At 66.2% G+C, this 16,374-nt stretch carries 14 protein-coding genes; 4 read left to right on the top strand and 10 right to left on the bottom strand.

Annotation, left to right across the window (positions count from 1 at the left end; genetic code table 11):
- The 6 genes from RT028_RS09480 to RT028_RS09455 all read right to left on the bottom strand — a co-directional run.
- Positions 1-834 (bottom strand): TolC family protein (locus RT028_RS09480; protein ID WP_312934460.1); only part of this gene is annotated, 834 nt, incomplete at its 3' end.
- Positions 831-1,706, bottom strand: a complete 876-nt coding sequence (locus RT028_RS09475; RefSeq protein ID WP_312934459.1) for an HlyD family secretion protein — start codon at positions 1,704-1,706, stop codon at positions 831-833. The genes RT028_RS09475 and RT028_RS09480, both read right to left, overlap by 4 nt.
- On the bottom strand, positions 1,703-1,912 hold the full coding sequence (locus RT028_RS09470) for a DUF1656 domain-containing protein (protein ID WP_312934458.1): 210 nt from the start codon (positions 1,910-1,912) through the stop codon (positions 1,703-1,705). Before RT028_RS09470 ends, RT028_RS09475 begins: the two co-directional genes overlap by 4 nt.
- Complete coding sequence (locus RT028_RS09465) at positions 1,909-3,996, bottom strand: FUSC family protein (RefSeq protein ID WP_312934457.1); 2,088 nt, start codon at positions 3,994-3,996, stop codon at positions 1,909-1,911. The genes RT028_RS09470 and RT028_RS09465 overlap by 4 nt, the downstream gene beginning before the upstream one ends.
- A complete protein-coding gene (locus RT028_RS09460) occupies positions 3,993-4,430 on the bottom strand; it encodes a MarR family transcriptional regulator (RefSeq protein WP_312934456.1) in 438 nt (145 codons plus the stop codon). Before RT028_RS09460 ends, RT028_RS09465 begins: the two co-directional genes overlap by 4 nt.
- Positions 4,431-4,591: 161 nt before the next feature.
- Positions 4,592-5,392: a tetratricopeptide repeat protein gene (locus RT028_RS09455; protein WP_312934455.1), complete on the bottom strand. Its 801-nt coding sequence runs from the start codon at positions 5,390-5,392 to the stop codon at positions 4,592-4,594.
- Positions 5,393-5,599: 207 nt separating this feature from the next.
- On the opposite strand from RT028_RS09455, the gene RT028_RS09450 reads away from it, so the two are divergent.
- Positions 5,600-6,157, top strand: coding sequence for a WYL domain-containing protein (locus RT028_RS09450; RefSeq protein ID WP_312934454.1), 558 nt, complete (start codon positions 5,600-5,602; stop codon positions 6,155-6,157).
- Positions 6,158-6,179: 22 nt separating this feature from the next.
- Here the strand turns inward: RT028_RS09450 and RT028_RS09445 are convergent, their stop codons facing one another.
- The 3 genes from RT028_RS09445 to RT028_RS09435 form a co-directional block, all read right to left on the bottom strand.
- Positions 6,180-6,998, bottom strand: a complete 819-nt coding sequence (locus RT028_RS09445; RefSeq protein ID WP_312934453.1) for an alpha/beta hydrolase — start codon at positions 6,996-6,998, stop codon at positions 6,180-6,182.
- 278 nt (positions 6,999-7,276) lie between these two features.
- The gene (locus RT028_RS09440; protein WP_312934452.1) at positions 7,277-8,563 is read right to left on the bottom strand and encodes an FAD-binding oxidoreductase; all 1,287 of its coding nucleotides are present in this window, start codon (positions 8,561-8,563) and stop codon (positions 7,277-7,279) included.
- A 264-nt stretch (positions 8,564-8,827) separates the two neighbouring features.
- On the bottom strand, positions 8,828-10,318 hold the full coding sequence (locus tag RT028_RS09435) for an aldehyde dehydrogenase family protein (RefSeq protein ID WP_312934451.1): 1,491 nt from the start codon (positions 10,316-10,318) through the stop codon (positions 8,828-8,830).
- Positions 10,319-10,455: 137 nt separating this feature from the next.
- Here RT028_RS09435 and RT028_RS09430 point away from each other — a divergent pair, with 137 nt between their 5' ends.
- The 3 genes from RT028_RS09430 to RT028_RS09420 all read left to right on the top strand — a co-directional run bounded on the left by RT028_RS09430 (position 10,456) and on the right by RT028_RS09420 (position 14,682).
- The gene (locus RT028_RS09430) at positions 10,456-11,346 is read left to right on the top strand and encodes a LysR family transcriptional regulator (RefSeq protein ID WP_312934450.1); all 891 of its coding nucleotides are present in this window, start codon (positions 10,456-10,458) and stop codon (positions 11,344-11,346) included.
- Positions 11,347-11,641: 295 nt separating this feature from the next.
- Positions 11,642-13,033, top strand: coding sequence for a VOC family protein (locus tag RT028_RS09425; RefSeq protein ID WP_312934449.1), 1,392 nt, complete (start codon positions 11,642-11,644; stop codon positions 13,031-13,033).
- 272 nt (positions 13,034-13,305) lie between these two features.
- Positions 13,306-14,682, top strand: coding sequence for a NorM family multidrug efflux MATE transporter (locus RT028_RS09420; protein WP_312934448.1), 1,377 nt, complete (start codon positions 13,306-13,308; stop codon positions 14,680-14,682).
- Between the two features lie 22 nt (positions 14,683-14,704).
- Here RT028_RS09420 and RT028_RS09415 read toward each other — a convergent pair whose 3' ends face one another.
- A complete protein-coding gene (locus tag RT028_RS09415) occupies positions 14,705-16,372 on the bottom strand; it encodes an EAL domain-containing protein (protein ID WP_312934447.1) in 1,668 nt (555 codons plus the stop codon).
- Positions 16,373-16,374: the final 2 nt, after the last annotated feature.

Here is a 16,374-nt window from a genome sequence, read left to right as displayed (position 1 = left end):
GACCAGCTGCGCGAGGTGCGGCAGCTCGGCGCAGTCGGCCACGCCCGCCGGCAGTTGCTCGACCGGCCTGGCCAGCAGCGCGGCCAGCGTGTACAGCCCGGTCTCGTGTTCAGCCTTGAAGCGCGGCAACTCGGCGCGCAGCGACTTGAACTGGGTTTGCGAGCGGGTGACCTGAGTTTCGTCGCCACGGCCGGCATCGCGCAGGCGCTGGTTGAGCTGCACGCTCTGCTCCTGCAAATCCAGCGACTCGCGGGCGATGTGGTACTCCTCGTTGGCCGAGCACACCTGCGTGTAGGCCTTGACCACGTCGGCGACCAGGGTGATGCGCGCGGTGTCGGCGGCCGCCTGCACGGCGTCGGCATTGGCCTTGGCCACCTCCGTGCCGCGTTTGAAGGTGCCCCACAGGTCGAACTGGTACGAAGCGCTGATGACGGCATCGGCGACATTGCCGACTGGCACCTTCTCCGGCTGCAAGAAGGCTTCGCCTGACTCCTGCAAACGCTGCGCGCCCAGCTTCACGCCGCCGTCGAAGCCACCGCGGGATTCGGCGATGTCCACCTGCGCACGGGCCTTGGCGATGTTCGCTGCGGCCACGCGCAGGTCGGTGTTGGCGGCCAACGCCTGTTGCACCAGCGCATCCAGATGGCGGTCCTGGTACAGCCGCCACCAGTCGTCCGGCACCGGCGCCGAGACCACGCTGTCAGCGTCCTGGCGCAGTGGGCCGTTGAGGTCGCTGCGCTGAACGGCGGCGTCCTTGGGCACTTCGTAATCAGGACCAACCGTGGTACAGGCACCCAGCGACAGCGCCAGCCCCAGCAGCATCCACTGCTTCATGGCTGCTGCCTCTCGAGGATGGACACCGTGGCGGTGCGCCCGGCGATCATGCGGAAGTCGGGCGGCACGTCGTCGAAGGCGATGCGCACGGGAATACGCTGCGCCAGGCGCACCCAGCTGAACGCCGGATTGACGTTGGGCAGCAGGTTGGAGCCGCTGCTGCGGTCGCGGTCTTCGATGCCGGCGGCGAAGCTCTGCACATGGCCGCGCAGGCGGGTGTCGTCGCCCATCACGCGGATGTCCACGGCATCGCCGACGCGGATGCCGCCCAGCTTGGTCTCCTCGAAGTAGCCATCGACGTGGTACGACGTGCTGTCGACCACCGCCAGCACCGGCCGACCCGCCGTCACGAACTCGTGATTGCGCGGCGCGCGGTCGTTCAGATAGCCGTCGACCGGGCTGCGTACCACCGAGCGGTCGAGGTTGAGCTGGGCCGAATCCACCGCCACCTGCGCCTCGTTGACCGCCGAGCGGGCACGCGCCTCGCGGGACTGGCTCTCTTCCAGCTGTTCGGCCGCCACCAGGTTGCCCAGCTTGCGGTTACGCCGGGTTTCCCGCGCCGCCTGGGCCAGGCTTTCCTGGCGCTCGCCGAGGGTGGCCTTCGCATGGCGCAAGGCCAGGCGGAAGCGATCCTGGTCGATGGTGAACAGCACGTCACCGCGCTTGACCACCTGGTTGTCGCGCACCTCGACCTTCTGGATCAGGCCGGAAACATCCGGGGCAACCTGGATCACGTCGGCGCGGATATGCCCGTCGCGGGTCCAGGGGGCGAACAGGTAGTAGCCCACCATCTGCCACACGAGCACGGCGGCGAAGGTCACGACCAGCAGGGTCAGGACCACGCGGCCCAGGGTCAGCATCGGTTTTTTCATAGCATCAGGCTTCGGCAAAAGTGGTCGACCGCGCTCAGCAGCACGGCATACAAGGCAACGTTGAACAGCGCCCGGTGCCAGACCAGGCGATAGAAATGCACGCGCACCAGCAGCGCATGCAGCCCCAGAAACAGCACGTAGGTGAACACCATCATCACCAGCAGCGTGGGCAGGAACACCCCGCTGACATCGACTTCCCCAATCACAGCGGCGCTCCATCCAGGCCCGGAGGCAAGTGCACAGGTTCGGTGGGTTCGAGGGTCACTTCCACGCCAGGCAGCAGCGCCAGGCGCAGACCGCTCAAGGCATGCAGCAGGTGCCCACGGGCCTCGCCGCGCTCATCGCCTGGCTCCTGCACCAGGCGCTGGCGGGCGCGTTCCATGTTGCGCAGCAGCGCCGGGGACGCATGAAGCCGCTCACCGGCACGCAGACAAGCGGCGTAATGCCCGCCGACTTCTGCGATCACCGTCTGCACGCGCTGGCGAGCCTCCACACCGACGCGCGGCAGGTAGGCCAGAAGGTCGAGCAGGTTCAGCCCCACGCGCAGGTCACGCAGCGCGACGCCGGTGTCCTGGCCGGTCTGCGACAGGCGCGGCAGGTGCTGCATCAGGCGGTCGAGCATCTGCACGCCGACCTTGCGTTGCTCGGCAAGGGTGGCGGGCACGGTCATCTCGACGATGTCGCGCCAGGCGAAGCGGGTCAGGCGCTTGGCTGCCAGGTCCACGCCGAAGGGGCGTACCACCAGGGTCCAGATGAAGGCGAACAGCAGCCCGATGGGGCCGGCCAGGTTGGCGTTGGCGAAGGCGAGGAAATCGGCGTCGTAGGCGCCCTGGATACTGATGAAGGTGGCGGTGTTGACGATGGTCAGCAGCGTGCCGAGGTAGAAGCGCGGCTGCACGGTGAGGGTGCCGACGCAGATGAACGGCACGGCAAAGGCCAGCACCAGCATGGGGAAATCGTGCAGGTTCGGCAGCACCAGAAACAGGTACAGGCTGGAGAAGATCACCGACATCATGGTCCAGAAGAAGAACCGGTAGATCTGCGGCGCAGGGTCGTCCATCGCGGCGAAGAAGCTGCAGGCGACCGAGGCCAGAATCACCGCGCTGGCGCCGTCGTGCCAGCCCAGCCCGATCCACAGGCCGCAGGCGACGATGATCGCCGTGGTGGTGGAGAACACCGAATACAGCATCAGGCCACGGTCGAAGAACGGTGTCAGCCGGGCCAGGCGCCAGTGTCGGTAGACCGCGCGCCACGGGGTGGCGTCGTCCTGGCGCAGGGCGTTCTGCAACGTGCAGCAGTCCTGCCAGAGGTCGACCCATTCGCCCAGGCGATACAGGGCGTTGGACAGCAGCAGCTGGTCGCGCTGGGCCAGCGCATCGCCCGCTGGCTGCAACTCGCTCAACATCGCGTGGAGCGTCTTCCAGCGCGCCAGCGACGGGCGCTCGGCGCTGACCTGCAACCAGTCACGGGCCTGCGCCAGGGCCGGCAACAGCTCGGCGAAGCGCTCGGGTGCGCGGGCCTCGAGCGCCGACAGGGCATCGTCGAGGGCGTCGGTGACCGGCAGCAGATGGATCATCCGGCCGCGCAGTTCGCGCACGTTTTTCAGCAGGTGCGGCCCGGCGCCTTCATGGCCGAGCTGGCCGATCATCACTTCCAGGCTGTTGAAGGTCGCCACCATACTCGCGCGCATGCTGGCGGCCTGCTCGGCGCTGCAGTCGCGGGCCAGGTACAGGTCGCTGTAACGTTGTGCCTCGGCGAACCACTTGCCGGTGGCGTCGACCACCACAGGCGCCAGTCGACGAGGCCAGAAGATCGCGCCGACCACCGCTGCGCAGACGATGCCCAGGCAGATTTCCTGAGCCCGCGAAGAGGCCACGTCGAACACGGCAGTGGGGTTGTCGACCACTACTAGGGCGATCATCGGCAAGGTGTAGCCCGCCAGCATGAACACGTAGCTGTTGGCCGTGCGCAGGTTCAGCGAGAGGTAGAGCAAGGTGCCGGTCCACAGGGCCACGGCAATGCTCAGCAACAGCGGTGACTGCACCAGCGGCGGCACCAGCAGGATTGCGCCGCCGGCGCCGAGCAGGGTGCCGAGCGCGCGGTACAGCGCCTTGGAACTGGTCGGGCCGACGAAGGGGCTGGAAACGATGTACACGGTCGCCATCGCCCAGTAGGGCCGTGGCAGTTGCATGAGCAAGGCGATGTACAGGGCGATCATCGACGCCGAGAACGTGCGCACCCCGTAGAACCAGTCGCGGGCAGGCGGCACCGAGCTGAAGAAGTCTTTCATGCCGGGCCACCCGCCGCTTCGAAGGCACGGATAACCCGCAGAGTGGCTTCCAGATCGGCCTGGTCGACGCCCTTGAGCACCTCCCGGCGCAGGCGCACCAGCTCGGCCTCGATGGCTTCGGCCAGGGTGCGGCCAGCGGCGGTGAGGCTCAGCGCCTTGGCGCGGCGATCCAGCGGGTCGGCGCTGCGGCAGACCAGCCCGGCCTTGCACAACTGGTCGAGCAGGCGCACCAGCGACGGGCCTTCCAGGCCGGACGCCTGGGCCACGGCCACCTGGTGCACGCCATCGCCGAGGCGCACGATCATCAGCAGCGGCATGGCGCAGGCTTCGGAAATGCCATAGCCGGTCAACGCGCTATGGCAGGTGCGCCGCCACTGGCGAGCGGCAACGATCATGCCGCTGCTGATGTTGAGGCGCAGGGAATCAAGGGTCATAGGGATACGGTGCTTTAATTCATAGTTTGCTAACTATTAATATACGCCTGCCCGTCCCCCTGTCGTCAACCGGCGGGTGCCGGGCGGTGGAGTGCTGGGTGGTGCGGTGTGATTAAGAGGTCAGGACTTGATACAGGTTCAGCGGAAGTTGCCGGGCGCCCTCACCCCCCCGCCTGATCATCCATGCCCATTCCCACCACCCGCCGGCTGCCCAGACCGATGGCCTGTTCACGCCAATGCCGATACCGCGCCGCGTTGCGCCGGCTGAAATGCAGGGCGAGTTCTTCGGCGGCCTGCACCACACCCGCCGTGCTGGCCCGCTCCAGCCAGTACAGCCCTGTAGCGGGATCGACCGGCACCTGTACGCCATGCAGCAACCGATACCCCACCTCGAACTGACAGCGCGCATCACCCTGCTCGGCACCGCGCAGAAACCATCGATAGGCCGCAGTGGGATCGACACTCCAAGACTGGTCGCCGTCGCAGACCTCCTCTTCGTACAGATCGCCCAACGCCGCGGCGGCGTGGGTCATGCCGCACTCGAAGGCGTGGCGGTAGTAGGCGGCTGCGCTGGCGTAGGCGATGTCCACGCCTTTGCCGAAATAATACTGCTGCCCCAGATTGAACCAGGCCGTGGCGCAGCCTTGCAGCGCGGCCATGCGCAACAGGTGGTTGGCCAGCAGTGGATCGGCGCGCCAGTATTTGCCGTTGAGCCAGGCCCAACCCAGGTCGGTGAGTGCAGCGACATCGCCGTGCAGCGCCGCGCTGCGCAGATCGCGGTAGACCGAATGCAGATCGTCGCCCGCATCGAAGCGTTGTACCAGCGCGCACTGCACGCCATTGACCGGCAGCCCGACCCCGGTGGAGAGCCGCTGACGACGGTTCAAAGAACGCTCGACCGGCATGATGGCAGCCGGTAACAAGCGTCCGAGCAGTGAATGAATATTGCTGGCAGGTGACATGTTCATCCTCGTTGAACAAACCGCAACCCCGACCTCGACTGCGATGGACCGTGATTCTGGCGTGCAGTCACGACAAAACCTGTCGCGAACGAACAGCCTTCAGGCAACCAAATGCGGGTTACTTGATCTGAGCGAGACGTGGCTAATTGCCATGCGTTCCCGCTGCCGCCATGCTATTGCGGCAAGCCTAGACAAGGACGTTTCAATTTGCCGTTCGCCACCACCCGCGCCACCCTCAGCCGACAGTGGGCGTTGCTGCGTCAACTGCCGAGCCGCTCGCCGGGCATCACCAGCGCCGAACTGGTCGGAAGCCTGCGTGACGTGGGCTTCGACGTCAGCAAGCGCACCGTCGAGCGGGACCTCAATGACCTGTCACTGATCTTTCCCATCGAGCGTAACGACAAGAGCATTCCGTTTGGCTGGCACTGGGCCGCCACGGCGGGTAGCGAGTTGCGTGGCAGCTTCGACCTGCAAGGGTATCTGCGCACGGAGGCGCTGCAGGCCCCGCCCGAGCAGGGCCTGGAGCTGCAAGCCTGGATCAGCGATGCACTGGCCCGGCAGCTGCGCCAGACCCCACTGAGCCGCGACATGCAGATCACGGCCCTGCAACAGGGCCATCGTCTGCGCGCCACGGTCAGCGACGGCCTGCCGCTGCGCTGGTGGTTGCTGAGCCAGGGTGAAGGCGTACTGGTGGAACAGCCGCTGAGCCTGCGCGAGGAAATCGCGCAGACCTTGAGCAGCGCAGCGGCGCGCTATCAGGGCTGAGCGCGCCTGGCAGTTGCGCCGTTCAACGCGACAGGAAGGCCAGCAAATCTTCGTTCAGCTGCTGTGCGTGGGTGACCGCAAAGCCATGCGGCGCACCTGGGTAGACCTTCAGTTGCGCATCGCGTATCTGCTCGGCGGCCTGCTTGCCGGTGATGTCGAACGGCACCACCTGGTCAGCATCACCATGAATGATCAGGGTCGGTACATCGACCTGGGCCAGGTCCGCTCGGAAATCGGTCTGCGAGAACGCCGTCACGCATTCGAGCGTGGCGTGGATCGAGCCGAGCAAGGCCATGTGCAGGGTTTGCGCCTTCACCCCATCGGACACTTGCTGGCCCTTGTTCAGGCCGTAGAACGGGGTGGCGAACTCATTGATGAACTGCGCGCGGTCCTTGCGCACGCTGGCCTTGATGTCTTCGAACACGGCATCTTCTACGCCGTCAGGATGGTCCGCACGCTGGCCAAGCATGGGCGTGACCGCACCCAGCAACACCAGGCCGGCAACCCGCTCGCTGCCGAAGCGGCCAAGATAACGACTCACATCGCCGCCGCCCATGGAGAAGCCCACCAGGGTGACCTGCTGCAGGTCCAGGTGCTCGATCAGCTGGGCGATGTCGTCAGCCAGGGTGTCGTAGTCATAGCCCTCCCACGGCTGGCTGGAGCGGCCGAAACCCCGGCGGTCGTAGGCAATCACGCGGTAGCCGCGACTGGCCAGGAACTCCATCTGCGAGTCCCACATGTCGGCATCCAGCGGCCAGCCGTGGCTGAACAGCACGGGCTGGCCAGTGCCCCAATCCTTGTAGTAGAGGGCAGTGCCGTCACGGGTCACGAGGGTGCTCATAGCGATATCTCCAGGAACATGAACAGGTCTTGGTCTTGAGTCCAGGTGCTACTGAACGTTCAGATCGGTTGACTGATTCGTGCCTGTTCCCGCGGTCGCTTTGCTGCAGCCTGGCCGGCCTGGCCACGGCGTAAAACAGCCGGTGGAGCGGCCTCTGGTCCGAGCGCCCTCAAGCACAAACCGCTTGCAGATTCCCACGCATTAGCGCCGAGCGACCGGTCGCGCAGGCCCGCTCGCCACACGGTGGAGCGGATCCGTGACCCTCACCCCACTCAGCGCTAGAGCACCACCCGCAGACACTGCCCTGCGTGATACAGCGAGAACCCGGACTCATAGAACGCCGTACGCAGGCTTGGCGCACTCACCGGCTTGGCGGGTGAAAACGGAATCGGTAGTCGCTCGACCTCGCCGCTGAGCAGAAAGTCGGCCAGCGCACGGCCCACCATAGTGCCGGTGGTATTGCCTCGGCCGTTGTAGCCGGTGACCGAGACCAACCCAGGGGCGGGTTCGAACAAGCGCATGAGGTGATCAGGGGTGAAGTCGATGCAGCCGGTCCAGTGCATCTCCCACTCGACCTTGCCCAGCGCGGGGAAGTAATGGCGCTGAATACGGTCAGCCCAACGGCGGACGAACCAGGCCGGCTTGTTGTCGACCCGTCCCAGGCTGCCCAGCAGCAAGCGCCCCTGGTCATCGCGGCGAATGCTGCTGAGCACCGTGCGCGTGTCCCACGAGCCTTGCCCGTGTGGCAGCACAGCCTCTGCGGCGGCGCCGTGCAAGGGCTTGGACGCGACCTGATAGTAGTAACCCCGGAAATACTGAGTGCGCAGCGTGTTCCAGTCGCCCTCGGTGTAAGCCCCTGTGGAAATCACCACCTGCTGCGCCTGCACCTGGCCGTCGGCGGTCTGCACCTGCCAACCGCCTTCGGTTTTGGTCAGCTGTTGTACGGGCGACTGCTGATAGACCTTGCCGTGCAGCCGGGCCACCGCAGCAGCCAGGCCCTGGGTATATCCCATCGGGTTGAGGGTGCCCGCGCGGTGGTCGAGCAGCGCCGCCGCAATCTTGTCGGTGCCGCAGTATTCCTGGCAGCGCGCACCGGTCAGCAACTCGACCGGCGCGCCGCGCCGCGCCCACTGCGAATGCCGGGCTTCGAGGTCGGCGATGCCGGTGGCGTTGTGCGCCATGTGCAGCGTGCCCTCGTGCTGCGCCTGGCAATCGATGCCCAAGCGCTCGATCAGCGCGAAGACCTGCGCCGGCGCCGCGCCCAGCGCCGCATTGAGACGGCCACCGTGTTCATGGCCAAGGGTCGCCTCGACATCGTCCGGGCGGATCCAGGTGCCGGCGTTGACCAGCCCGACATTGCGCCCCGAGCCGCCATGGCCGATGACGTGACCTTCGAGCAGCACCACCGAGCGGCCCTGTTCGAGCAGGTGCAGCGCCGCCGTCAGCCCGGTGATGCCACCGCCGATCACGCAGACATCGGCCTTGTGTTCGCCGGCCAGGCGTTGCACGGGCACGCTCGATGGCGTGACGGATTCCCACAGACAGCCTTGACGCAATTGGGACATGGTCGGGCTCCAGCGATGTTGTTCTTGTAATGCGGTGGTTGCGAGGGGTTGTGGCTTGATGGATGGCAGGGATTGCAGGGGGGCTGGACTGGGGCGGCATCGCCGCCCATTGCGGCTGACCGGAGCGCCGGACCGGCCGCTCCCACAGTCGCATACCCACGTGTGCGAGCGGCAGGTCCGACATTCCGGTCAACCACGATGAGCGCGCAGCGGCCGCAAATGACCCTCGGGGTACACCCGACATCACGCGACCGACCTCTGCCCTCAATCGAACACGATCCCTTGTGCCAGCGGCAACTCCCGAGAGTAGTTCACGGTGTTGGTCTGCCGACGCATGTAGCCTTTCCATGCATCGGAACCGGACTCTCGTCCGCCACCGGTTTCCTTCTCGCCGCCAAACGCTCCGCCAATCTCCGCGCCGCTGGTGCCGATGTTGACGTTGGCGATACCGCAGTCGCTGCCTGACGCACTCTGAAAGCGCTCGGCTTCACGCAGGTCGGTGGTGAAGATGCACGACGACAGGCCCTGCGGCACCTCGTTGTTCAGGCGCAACGCTTCGTCGAAGTCGTCATAGGCAACCACATAGAGAATCGGCGCGAAGGTTTCATGCCGCACCACGTCAGTCTGCGCCGGCATCTCGACGATGGCCGGGGCCACGTAATAGGCATTGGGAAATTGCTCGGCCAGTTGCCGCTCGCCGCCGAACACCTGCCCGCCTTCGTCGCGGGCCTTGGCCAGCGCGCCTTGCATGGCGTCGAAGGCCTGGCTGTCGATCAGCGGGCCGACCAGGTTGTCCTTGCGCGGATCGCCGATACGCACCTTGGCATACGCCGCCTTGACGCGCGCCACCACCTCGTCCTTTATCGAGCGGTGCACGATCAATCGGCGCAGGGTGGTGCAGCGTTGCCCGGCCGTGCCGACGGCCGAGAACAGGATGCCGCGCACAGCCAGGTCGAGGTCGGCGCTAGGGGCCAGGATCATGGCGTTATTGCCGCCCAGCTCGAGGATGCTGCGGCCGAAACGTGCGGCCACCCGTGGCCCGACTTCACGGCCCATGCGCGTGCTGCCCGTGGCGCTGACCAGCGCCACGCGTGCGTCATCGACCAATGCTTCGCCGGCTTCGCGACCACCGATCACCACCTGCGCGAGCCCTGCGGGTGCATCGCCGAAGGCCTCGAGCGCCTTGTCGAACAGCGCCTGGCAGGCCAGCGCGGTCAACGGAGTTTTTTCCGACGGTTTCCACACCTCGGCGTTGCCGGCCACCAGCGCCAGGGTGGTGTTCCAGGCCCACACGGCGACCGGGAAGTTGAACGCGCTGATCACCCCGACCACGCCCAGCGGGTGCCAGGTTTCGCGCATGTGGTGGCCCGGGCGCTCGGAGGCGATGGTCAGGCCGTAGAGCTGGCGCGAGAGGCCCACGGCGAAGTCGCAGATGTCGATCATTTCCTGCACTTCGCCCAGGCCTTCCTGGGTAATCTTGCCCGCTTCGATGGAGACCAGCTCGCCCAGATCGGCCTTGTGCGCACGCAGCACCTCGCCAAACAGGCGTACCAGCTCGCCCCGGCGTGGGGCCGGCACGTCACGCCAGGCCTCGAAAGCGCTTTGAGCCTGGTCGATGCTGGCGTGGGTGTGCGCCTTGCCGACCAGTTGTACCGACGCAATCTGGCTACCATCGATCGGTGTATGGACCGGGTGATCGCCGCGCGTATGAGCCTCAGCGGCCACGCCCAGGCGCTCGAGCAATGCTGCAACCATCGTGCTTCTCCTCCATCGGTGAACAGGTGGGAACATCCCTGGAATTCAGTATTAATCCGATTACATCGGTGCAACAAATGACCTTTACTCCGCTTATCATTCCGCCAATGAATGTTTTTGGTCAGTAGAGACCCACTATGTCCAAACGCCTGACGCCGACCATGGCCGCCTTGCAATGCTTCGAGGCCACCGCCCGCCACCTGAGCTTCACCCGCGCCGCCGACGAGCTGCACCTGACCCAGAGCGCGGTCAGCAAGCAGGTCGCGCACCTGGAAGAGATGCTCCATCACCGCTTGTTCCTGCGCATTCGCAGGCGCCTGCAACTGACACCGGCAGGCAGCCTGTACCTGGCCGAAGTGACCAAGATCCTCATCCAGATCGACATGTCCAGCCGCTATGTCCTGACCTACGGTCAGCAGACCGAGGTGCTCAAGGTAGCTACCCAGCCCAGCTTCGGCGTGCGCTGGCTGATTCCGCACCTCAAGGGCTTTGGCCGCGCGCACCCGAACATCCACCTGGACATCCGCAACGAAATGGAGCCGTTCGTGCTGTTGCAGGGTGCAGCGGACGTGGTGTTTTTCTTCGGCCGTGGCACCTGGCCAGGCGCGACGTGCCTGGAGCTGTTTCGCGAAGCCGTGGTGCCGGTGTGTGCGCCGGAGCTGCTGCAAGGCGGCGCCCTGGGCAGTGTTGCCGAGCTGGCGCAGTGGGTGCTGCTGCAGAACGCGTCGCGGCCCGAAGCCTGGCATGAGTGGTTCCTGGAACAGGGGCTACAGTCGGTGAACAGCTACCAGGGGCCGCGCTTCGACACCTTCTACATGGCGCTCAGCGCGGCGCAGTCGGGATGCGGCGTGGCGTTGGTGCCGCGCTATCTGGTGGCCAAGGAGCTCGCCGAAGGCAGCCTGGTGCTCGCCTGGGACCACGCCATGCCGAGCAATGGCGCGCATTACCTGGCCTACGCCGAGCATGCGGCGGAAGTGCCCAAGGTGCGGGCGTTGGTGGAATGGGTGCAGCAGCAGTTGGCGGTGTAGGCGCCTGCCCTGCGCTGCCACGCCGATGTGTGGAGCGAACGGTCCGGCGGTCACGATGGGGCCTGATGGGCGGCAGCGCCGTCCTGGAACGGTCCAGGCGTAGTCACGGACCAGACGCGACTGCGCAGTACCTTGCGGGAGCTGGCTTTCTTTGCGTGTAAGCGCGTCCAAATCCTTGATCATTCAGCGCTAGATCGATCAAAAACGGAATGACTCAGCCACTTTTTTTCGCTTGTGAGGCACGTGCATTCCCAGTTTTCATGTCCCGGTCCTTCACAGCCTCAGGAAGCTTGCGATGCCCGCCCATGATTTCGTCAGCCCAGACCGCATTCGCGCACAGTTCTCTGCCGCGATGTCGCTCATGTACAAAGAAGAGGTGCCGCTGTACGGCACCTTGTTGGCGCTGGTGGGTGAGGTCAACCAGCAGGTGCTCGCCGAGCAGCCAGAGGTGGCCGAAGCGCTGCGCCTGACGGGCGAAATCGAGCGTCTGGATGAAGAACGCCATGGCGCCATTCGCGTCGGCACCGCTGAGGAGCTGGCCACCATCGCCCGCCTGTTCGCGGTGATGGGCATGCAGCCGGTGGGCTACTACGACCTGAGCTCGGCGGGTGTACCGGTGCACTCCACGGCCTTTCGCGCGGTGCACGAAGACGCGCTGCGCATCAGCCCGTTCCGCGTGTTCACCTCACTGCTGCGCCTGGAGCTGATCGACAACCCCGAACTGCGCGAGCTGGCGCAGAGCCTGTTGGCCAAACGCAGGATCTTCACCGAACAGGTCTTGACGCTGATTGCGCAATGCGAACGCGACGGCGGCCTGAATGCAGCCGATGCCGAGTGCTTCGTCGAAGAAGCGCTGCACACCTTCCGCTGGCACAACGAGGCCACCGTGACTGCCGAGCACTATCGGCAATTGCACGACCAGCACCGTCTGATCGCCGATGTGGTGGCCTTCAAAGGCCCGCACATCAATCACCTGACCCCACGCACGCTGGACATCGACGCCATCCAGGCCGGCATGCCGGCCAAAGGCATTGCGCCCAAGGCCGTGATCGAAGGGCCACCCACGCGGCGCCACCCGATCCTGCTGCGCCAGACCAGCTTCAAGGCCCTGCAGGAAAACGTGGCCTTCCTCGGCGAGGGCGATGGCGGTAGCCACACCGCACGCTTTGGCGAAATCGAACAGCGTGGCGCGGCCCTGACGCCCCAGGGTCGCCAGCTCTACGACCGCCTGCTCGACGCTACCCGCGCAGCCCTGGGCGGCGTGCCGGCCGAGGCCAACGCCGAACGCTACCGCGCGTTGCTGGCCGAGACGTTCGCGGCCTTCCCGGACGACCTCGAGCAGATGCGCCAGGAACACCTGGCCTTCGTTCGCTATCTGCCCACCGAGCGCGGCCTGGCAGCCCGGGGTGATGCGCACCGCCCACTGCGATGGGGCGAGTTGATCAAGGCGGGGCATGTGCGCATCGAAGCGCTGGTCTACGAAGACTTCCTGCCGGTCAGCGCGGCCGGAATCTTCCAGTCCAACCTGGGGGATGATGCCCAGGCGCACTACGGCAGCAACGCCAACCGGGAAGCCTTCGAAGCGGCGTTGCAGATGCCGGTGCAGGATGAGCTGGCACTGTACGCGCAAACCGAATACCGCTCGATGCAAGCCTGCGCCCAGGCGCTGGACCTGCCTAACTTGTAGGGTCTGGGAACCCGGCACGGCCGCGCACGTTCAGCGAGGCCCTGAGCGAGCTTGCTCGCGAAAAAAGCCCAGGCACCGCGCGGTGTCAGGCGTTCGTGTCATCGTTGACGTCCATCGCGAGCGAGCTCGAACCTGGAGGATCGTGGTGGGCCTCAAGTCGTCACCCGTCTTGATGTGGCCGGGCCGGCGTGCCGGATGGCGGCGATTCCTTTTGTGCAACGCTGATCCAGGCCTCAGAATCAGCGTTCCGCCCTACCCGCCCGAAGGCTGCCATGCACGTTGCCCCCTTTTCCGAACTCAAAGCGCTGCTGCGTCTGGCAGGGCCGTTGATCGCCTCGCAACTGGCGCACATGCTGATGGTGCTCACCGACACCTTGATGATGGCGCGCATCAGTCCGCAGGCGCTGGCCGGCGGCGGCCTGGGGGCGGCCAGTTATTCGTTCGTGTCGATCTTCTGCCTGGGCATCATTGCCGCGGTCGGCACCCTGGTGGCGATCCGCAAGGGCGCTGGCGACATCGCCGGCGCCACGCGCCTGGCGCAGAACGGCCTGTGGCTGGCGTGGGGCGTGGCGCTGCTGGCCGCCCTTGCCTTGTGGAACCTCAAACCGTTGTTGCTGCTGTTCGGCCAGAACCCGCAGAACGTCGACAGCGCCATGCAGTTCCTGACCGTGCTGCCCCTGGCCCTGCCCGGCTACCTGACCTTCATGGCCTTGCGCGGCTTCACTGCCGCGCTCGGGCACTCGACCCCGGTCATGGTCATCAGCCTGGTCGGCACGGTGCTCAACTATGTGTTCAACCATGCCTTGATCGAAGGCCATTACGGCCTGCCGCACCTGGGGCTGATGGGCATCGGCCTGGTCACCGCGGTGATCTCGCTGGGCATGGCCATCGCCCTGGCGCTGTACATTCGCTGGCACCCGGTCTACGACGCCTACCCGCTGCGCCGGGGCCTGAGCCGGCCGTCGCTCACAGCCCTGCGCGAACTGCTGCGCCTGGGCCTGCCCATCGGCGGCACGTACATGGTAGAGATCGGCCTGTTCGCGTTCGCCGCCCTGTGCATGGGCATTCTCGGCAGCACCGAGCTTGCGGCCCACCAGGTGGCGCTGCAGATCGTGTCGGCCGCGTTCATGGTGCCGACCGGGTTGTCGTACGCCGTGACCATGCGGGTAGGCCTCTACTACGGTGCCGGGCACCTGCTCGCGGCGCGCAGTGCCGGGCGCGTGGGGATTGGTTTCGGCGCGTTGATCATGTTCGTCTTCGCCGCGCTGTTCTGGCTGCTGCCGGAAGGCCTGGTGGGCCTGTTCATCGACCGTGACGACCCCGCCTTCGCGGCGATCTACCAACTGGCCGTGGCACTGGTGATGGTGGCGGCGTGGTTCGAGCTGTTCGATGGCGTGCAGACCATCGCCATGGGCTCGCTGCGCGGCCTGAAAGACGCCAAGACCACCTTCCTCATCGGGCTGGGCTGCTACTGGCTGGTCGGCGCCCCCAGCGCCTGGCTGTTCGCGTTCACCTGGGGCCAGGGCGCGGTAGGCCTGTGGTGGGGCCTGGCATTGGGCCTGGCCTGCGCTTCGGTGGCGCTGACCTTCGGCTTCGAATGGAAGATGCGCCGCCTGCTGGCACGCCGGGCCAGGCCTGCCATGGCGTGACAGGCGATCAGACTTTGCCGCCTTACCACGCCTCGACCAGGGCACGGCTGGCACCACCGTTGAGGTAGGCCACCAGCGCCTCCACCGGTAGCGGCCGGCTGACCAGGAAACCCTGCACCTGGTCACACCCGAGGCTGCGCAACAGCGCCAGTTGCGCATGGGTTTCCACGCCTTCGGCCACCACTTCCAGGTTGAGGTTGTGCGCCAGGTTGATCATCGCGGGCACCAGCTTGGCGTTTTCCTCACGCAGGCCCATGCCGGCGACGAAACTGCGGTCGATCTTGAGCAGGGTGATGGGCAGGCTGTTGAGGTGCATGAACGACGAAAAGCCGGTGCCGAAATCGTCCAGGGAGAAACGCACGCCCAGGTGCCCCAAGGCGTCCATGGTCTGGCGCACCTGCTCGTTGCGGCGCATCACCGCGGTCTCGGTCAGCTCGAACTCGAGCCAGCGCGCATCGACGCCATGCTCGATGATCAGGCGGCTCAGGGTCGCCAGCAACTGGCTGTCCTGGAACTGGCGAAAGCTCAGGTTCACCGCCATGTGCAACGGCGGCACGCCGCTGGCGATCAACGCCTGCATGTCGCGCAGCGCGCGGGAAATGACCCAGTACCCCAACGGCACGATCAGCCCGCTTTGTTCAGCCAGCGGTACGAAATCGCTGGGCGGCAGCAAACCGCGCTCACTGTGGCGCCAACGCACCAAGGCCTCCAGGCCGACAATGCGCCCGTCGCTCAGGCTCAGGCGCGGCTGGTAGTGCAGCTCCAGCTCGTCACGGCGCAGCGCCCGGCGCAACTCGCCTTCCAGGTCGGCCAGGCAACGGGCGTTACGGTTGATGCGTTCATCGAACAGGTGATAGGTGCAGCCCTGCACGCCTTTGGCCTGGCGCATGGCGATGTGCGCATGCCACATCAGGGGGTCGGGGCCGGCCTGGGCACGTGAATGGGCCAGGCCCAGGCTGCAACCCAGCAGCAGGCTTTCACCGTCGATCCAGTAAGGCTCGGCCAAGGCCTCGGTGATGCGCTCGGCGATACGCTGGGCGCGGTTACCGTCGCGCTGGGTGTCGATCAACAGGGCAAACTCGTCGCTGCCCAGGCGCGCGAGCTGGTCACCGGCTTCCAGTTGCTTCTGGACCCGCGCCACCACCTGCAGGATCAGCCGGTCGCCGCCTTGATGGCCGAGGGCGTCGTTGACGTGGCGGAAGTTGTCCAGGTCGAGGTGGCCGAGGGCCAGGCCACGCCCGTCGTTCTGCGCCAGACGCGCGGTGAGCAGCGCCTGAAAGCCCTGGCGGTTGGCGATGCCGGTGAGCGGGTCCTGTTCCGCCAGGCGTTGCAGGGTGGTCAGGAGCAGGCCACGCTCACGCACATGACGCAACGAGCGACGCACCACATCAGCGGTGCACTGGCCGCGGACCAGCCAGTCGCTGGCACCGGCGGGCGGGGTCAGGGGTTCGGTATCCAGCAGGAGGATGGTCGGCAATGCGCAGCGCCCCGGCTGCGGCTGACGGCGCGGGGTGGCCAGCACCACGGCCAGGCGGTCGTCGGCGAACAGGCTGTCGACCGCATCCCAGGCCGGCGCGGTCAGCAGCACGGCGGTGCTTTCGCAGGCTTGCAAGCACTGACGCAGGTGCGCCGCCCATTCCGGTTCATCGGCCAACAACAGCAAACGCAAGGGTTCGGCAGGCGCGGACACGC

The sequence above is a fragment of the Pseudomonas sp. genome (genome assembly GCF_032058845.1).
Classification (GTDB): Bacteria; Pseudomonadota; Gammaproteobacteria; order Pseudomonadales; family Pseudomonadaceae; genus Aquipseudomonas.
The sequence above is the reverse complement of the archived record's forward strand: the minus strand, read 5'-3'. Positions and strand labels throughout refer to the sequence as shown.

Excerpts from the sequence above, each read along its gene's own strand:
- RT028_RS09460 (WP_312934456.1), bottom strand. The coding sequence starts at position 4,430 with ATGACCCTTGATTCCCTGCGCCTCAACATCAGCAGCGGCATGATCGTT.
- RT028_RS09435 (WP_312934451.1), bottom strand. The coding sequence starts at position 10,318 with ATGGTTGCAGCATTGCTCGAGCGCCTGGGCGTGGCCGCTGAGGCTCAT.
- RT028_RS09465 (WP_312934457.1), bottom strand. The coding sequence starts at position 3,996 with ATGAAAGACTTCTTCAGCTCGGTGCCGCCTGCCCGCGACTGGTTCTAC.
- RT028_RS09445 (WP_312934453.1), bottom strand. The coding sequence starts at position 6,998 with ATGAGCACCCTCGTGACCCGTGACGGCACTGCCCTCTACTACAAGGAT.
- RT028_RS09455 (WP_312934455.1), bottom strand. The coding sequence starts at position 5,392 with ATGTCACCTGCCAGCAATATTCATTCACTGCTCGGACGCTTGTTACCG.
- RT028_RS09425 (WP_312934449.1), top strand. The coding sequence starts at position 11,642 with ATGCCCGCCCATGATTTCGTCAGCCCAGACCGCATTCGCGCACAGTTC.
- RT028_RS09420 (WP_312934448.1), top strand. The coding sequence starts at position 13,306 with ATGCACGTTGCCCCCTTTTCCGAACTCAAAGCGCTGCTGCGTCTGGCA.
- RT028_RS09475 (WP_312934459.1), bottom strand. The coding sequence starts at position 1,706 with ATGAAAAAACCGATGCTGACCCTGGGCCGCGTGGTCCTGACCCTGCTG.
- RT028_RS09440 (WP_312934452.1), bottom strand. The coding sequence starts at position 8,563 with ATGTCCCAATTGCGTCAAGGCTGTCTGTGGGAATCCGTCACGCCATCG.
- RT028_RS09430 (WP_312934450.1), top strand. The coding sequence starts at position 10,456 with ATGTCCAAACGCCTGACGCCGACCATGGCCGCCTTGCAATGCTTCGAG.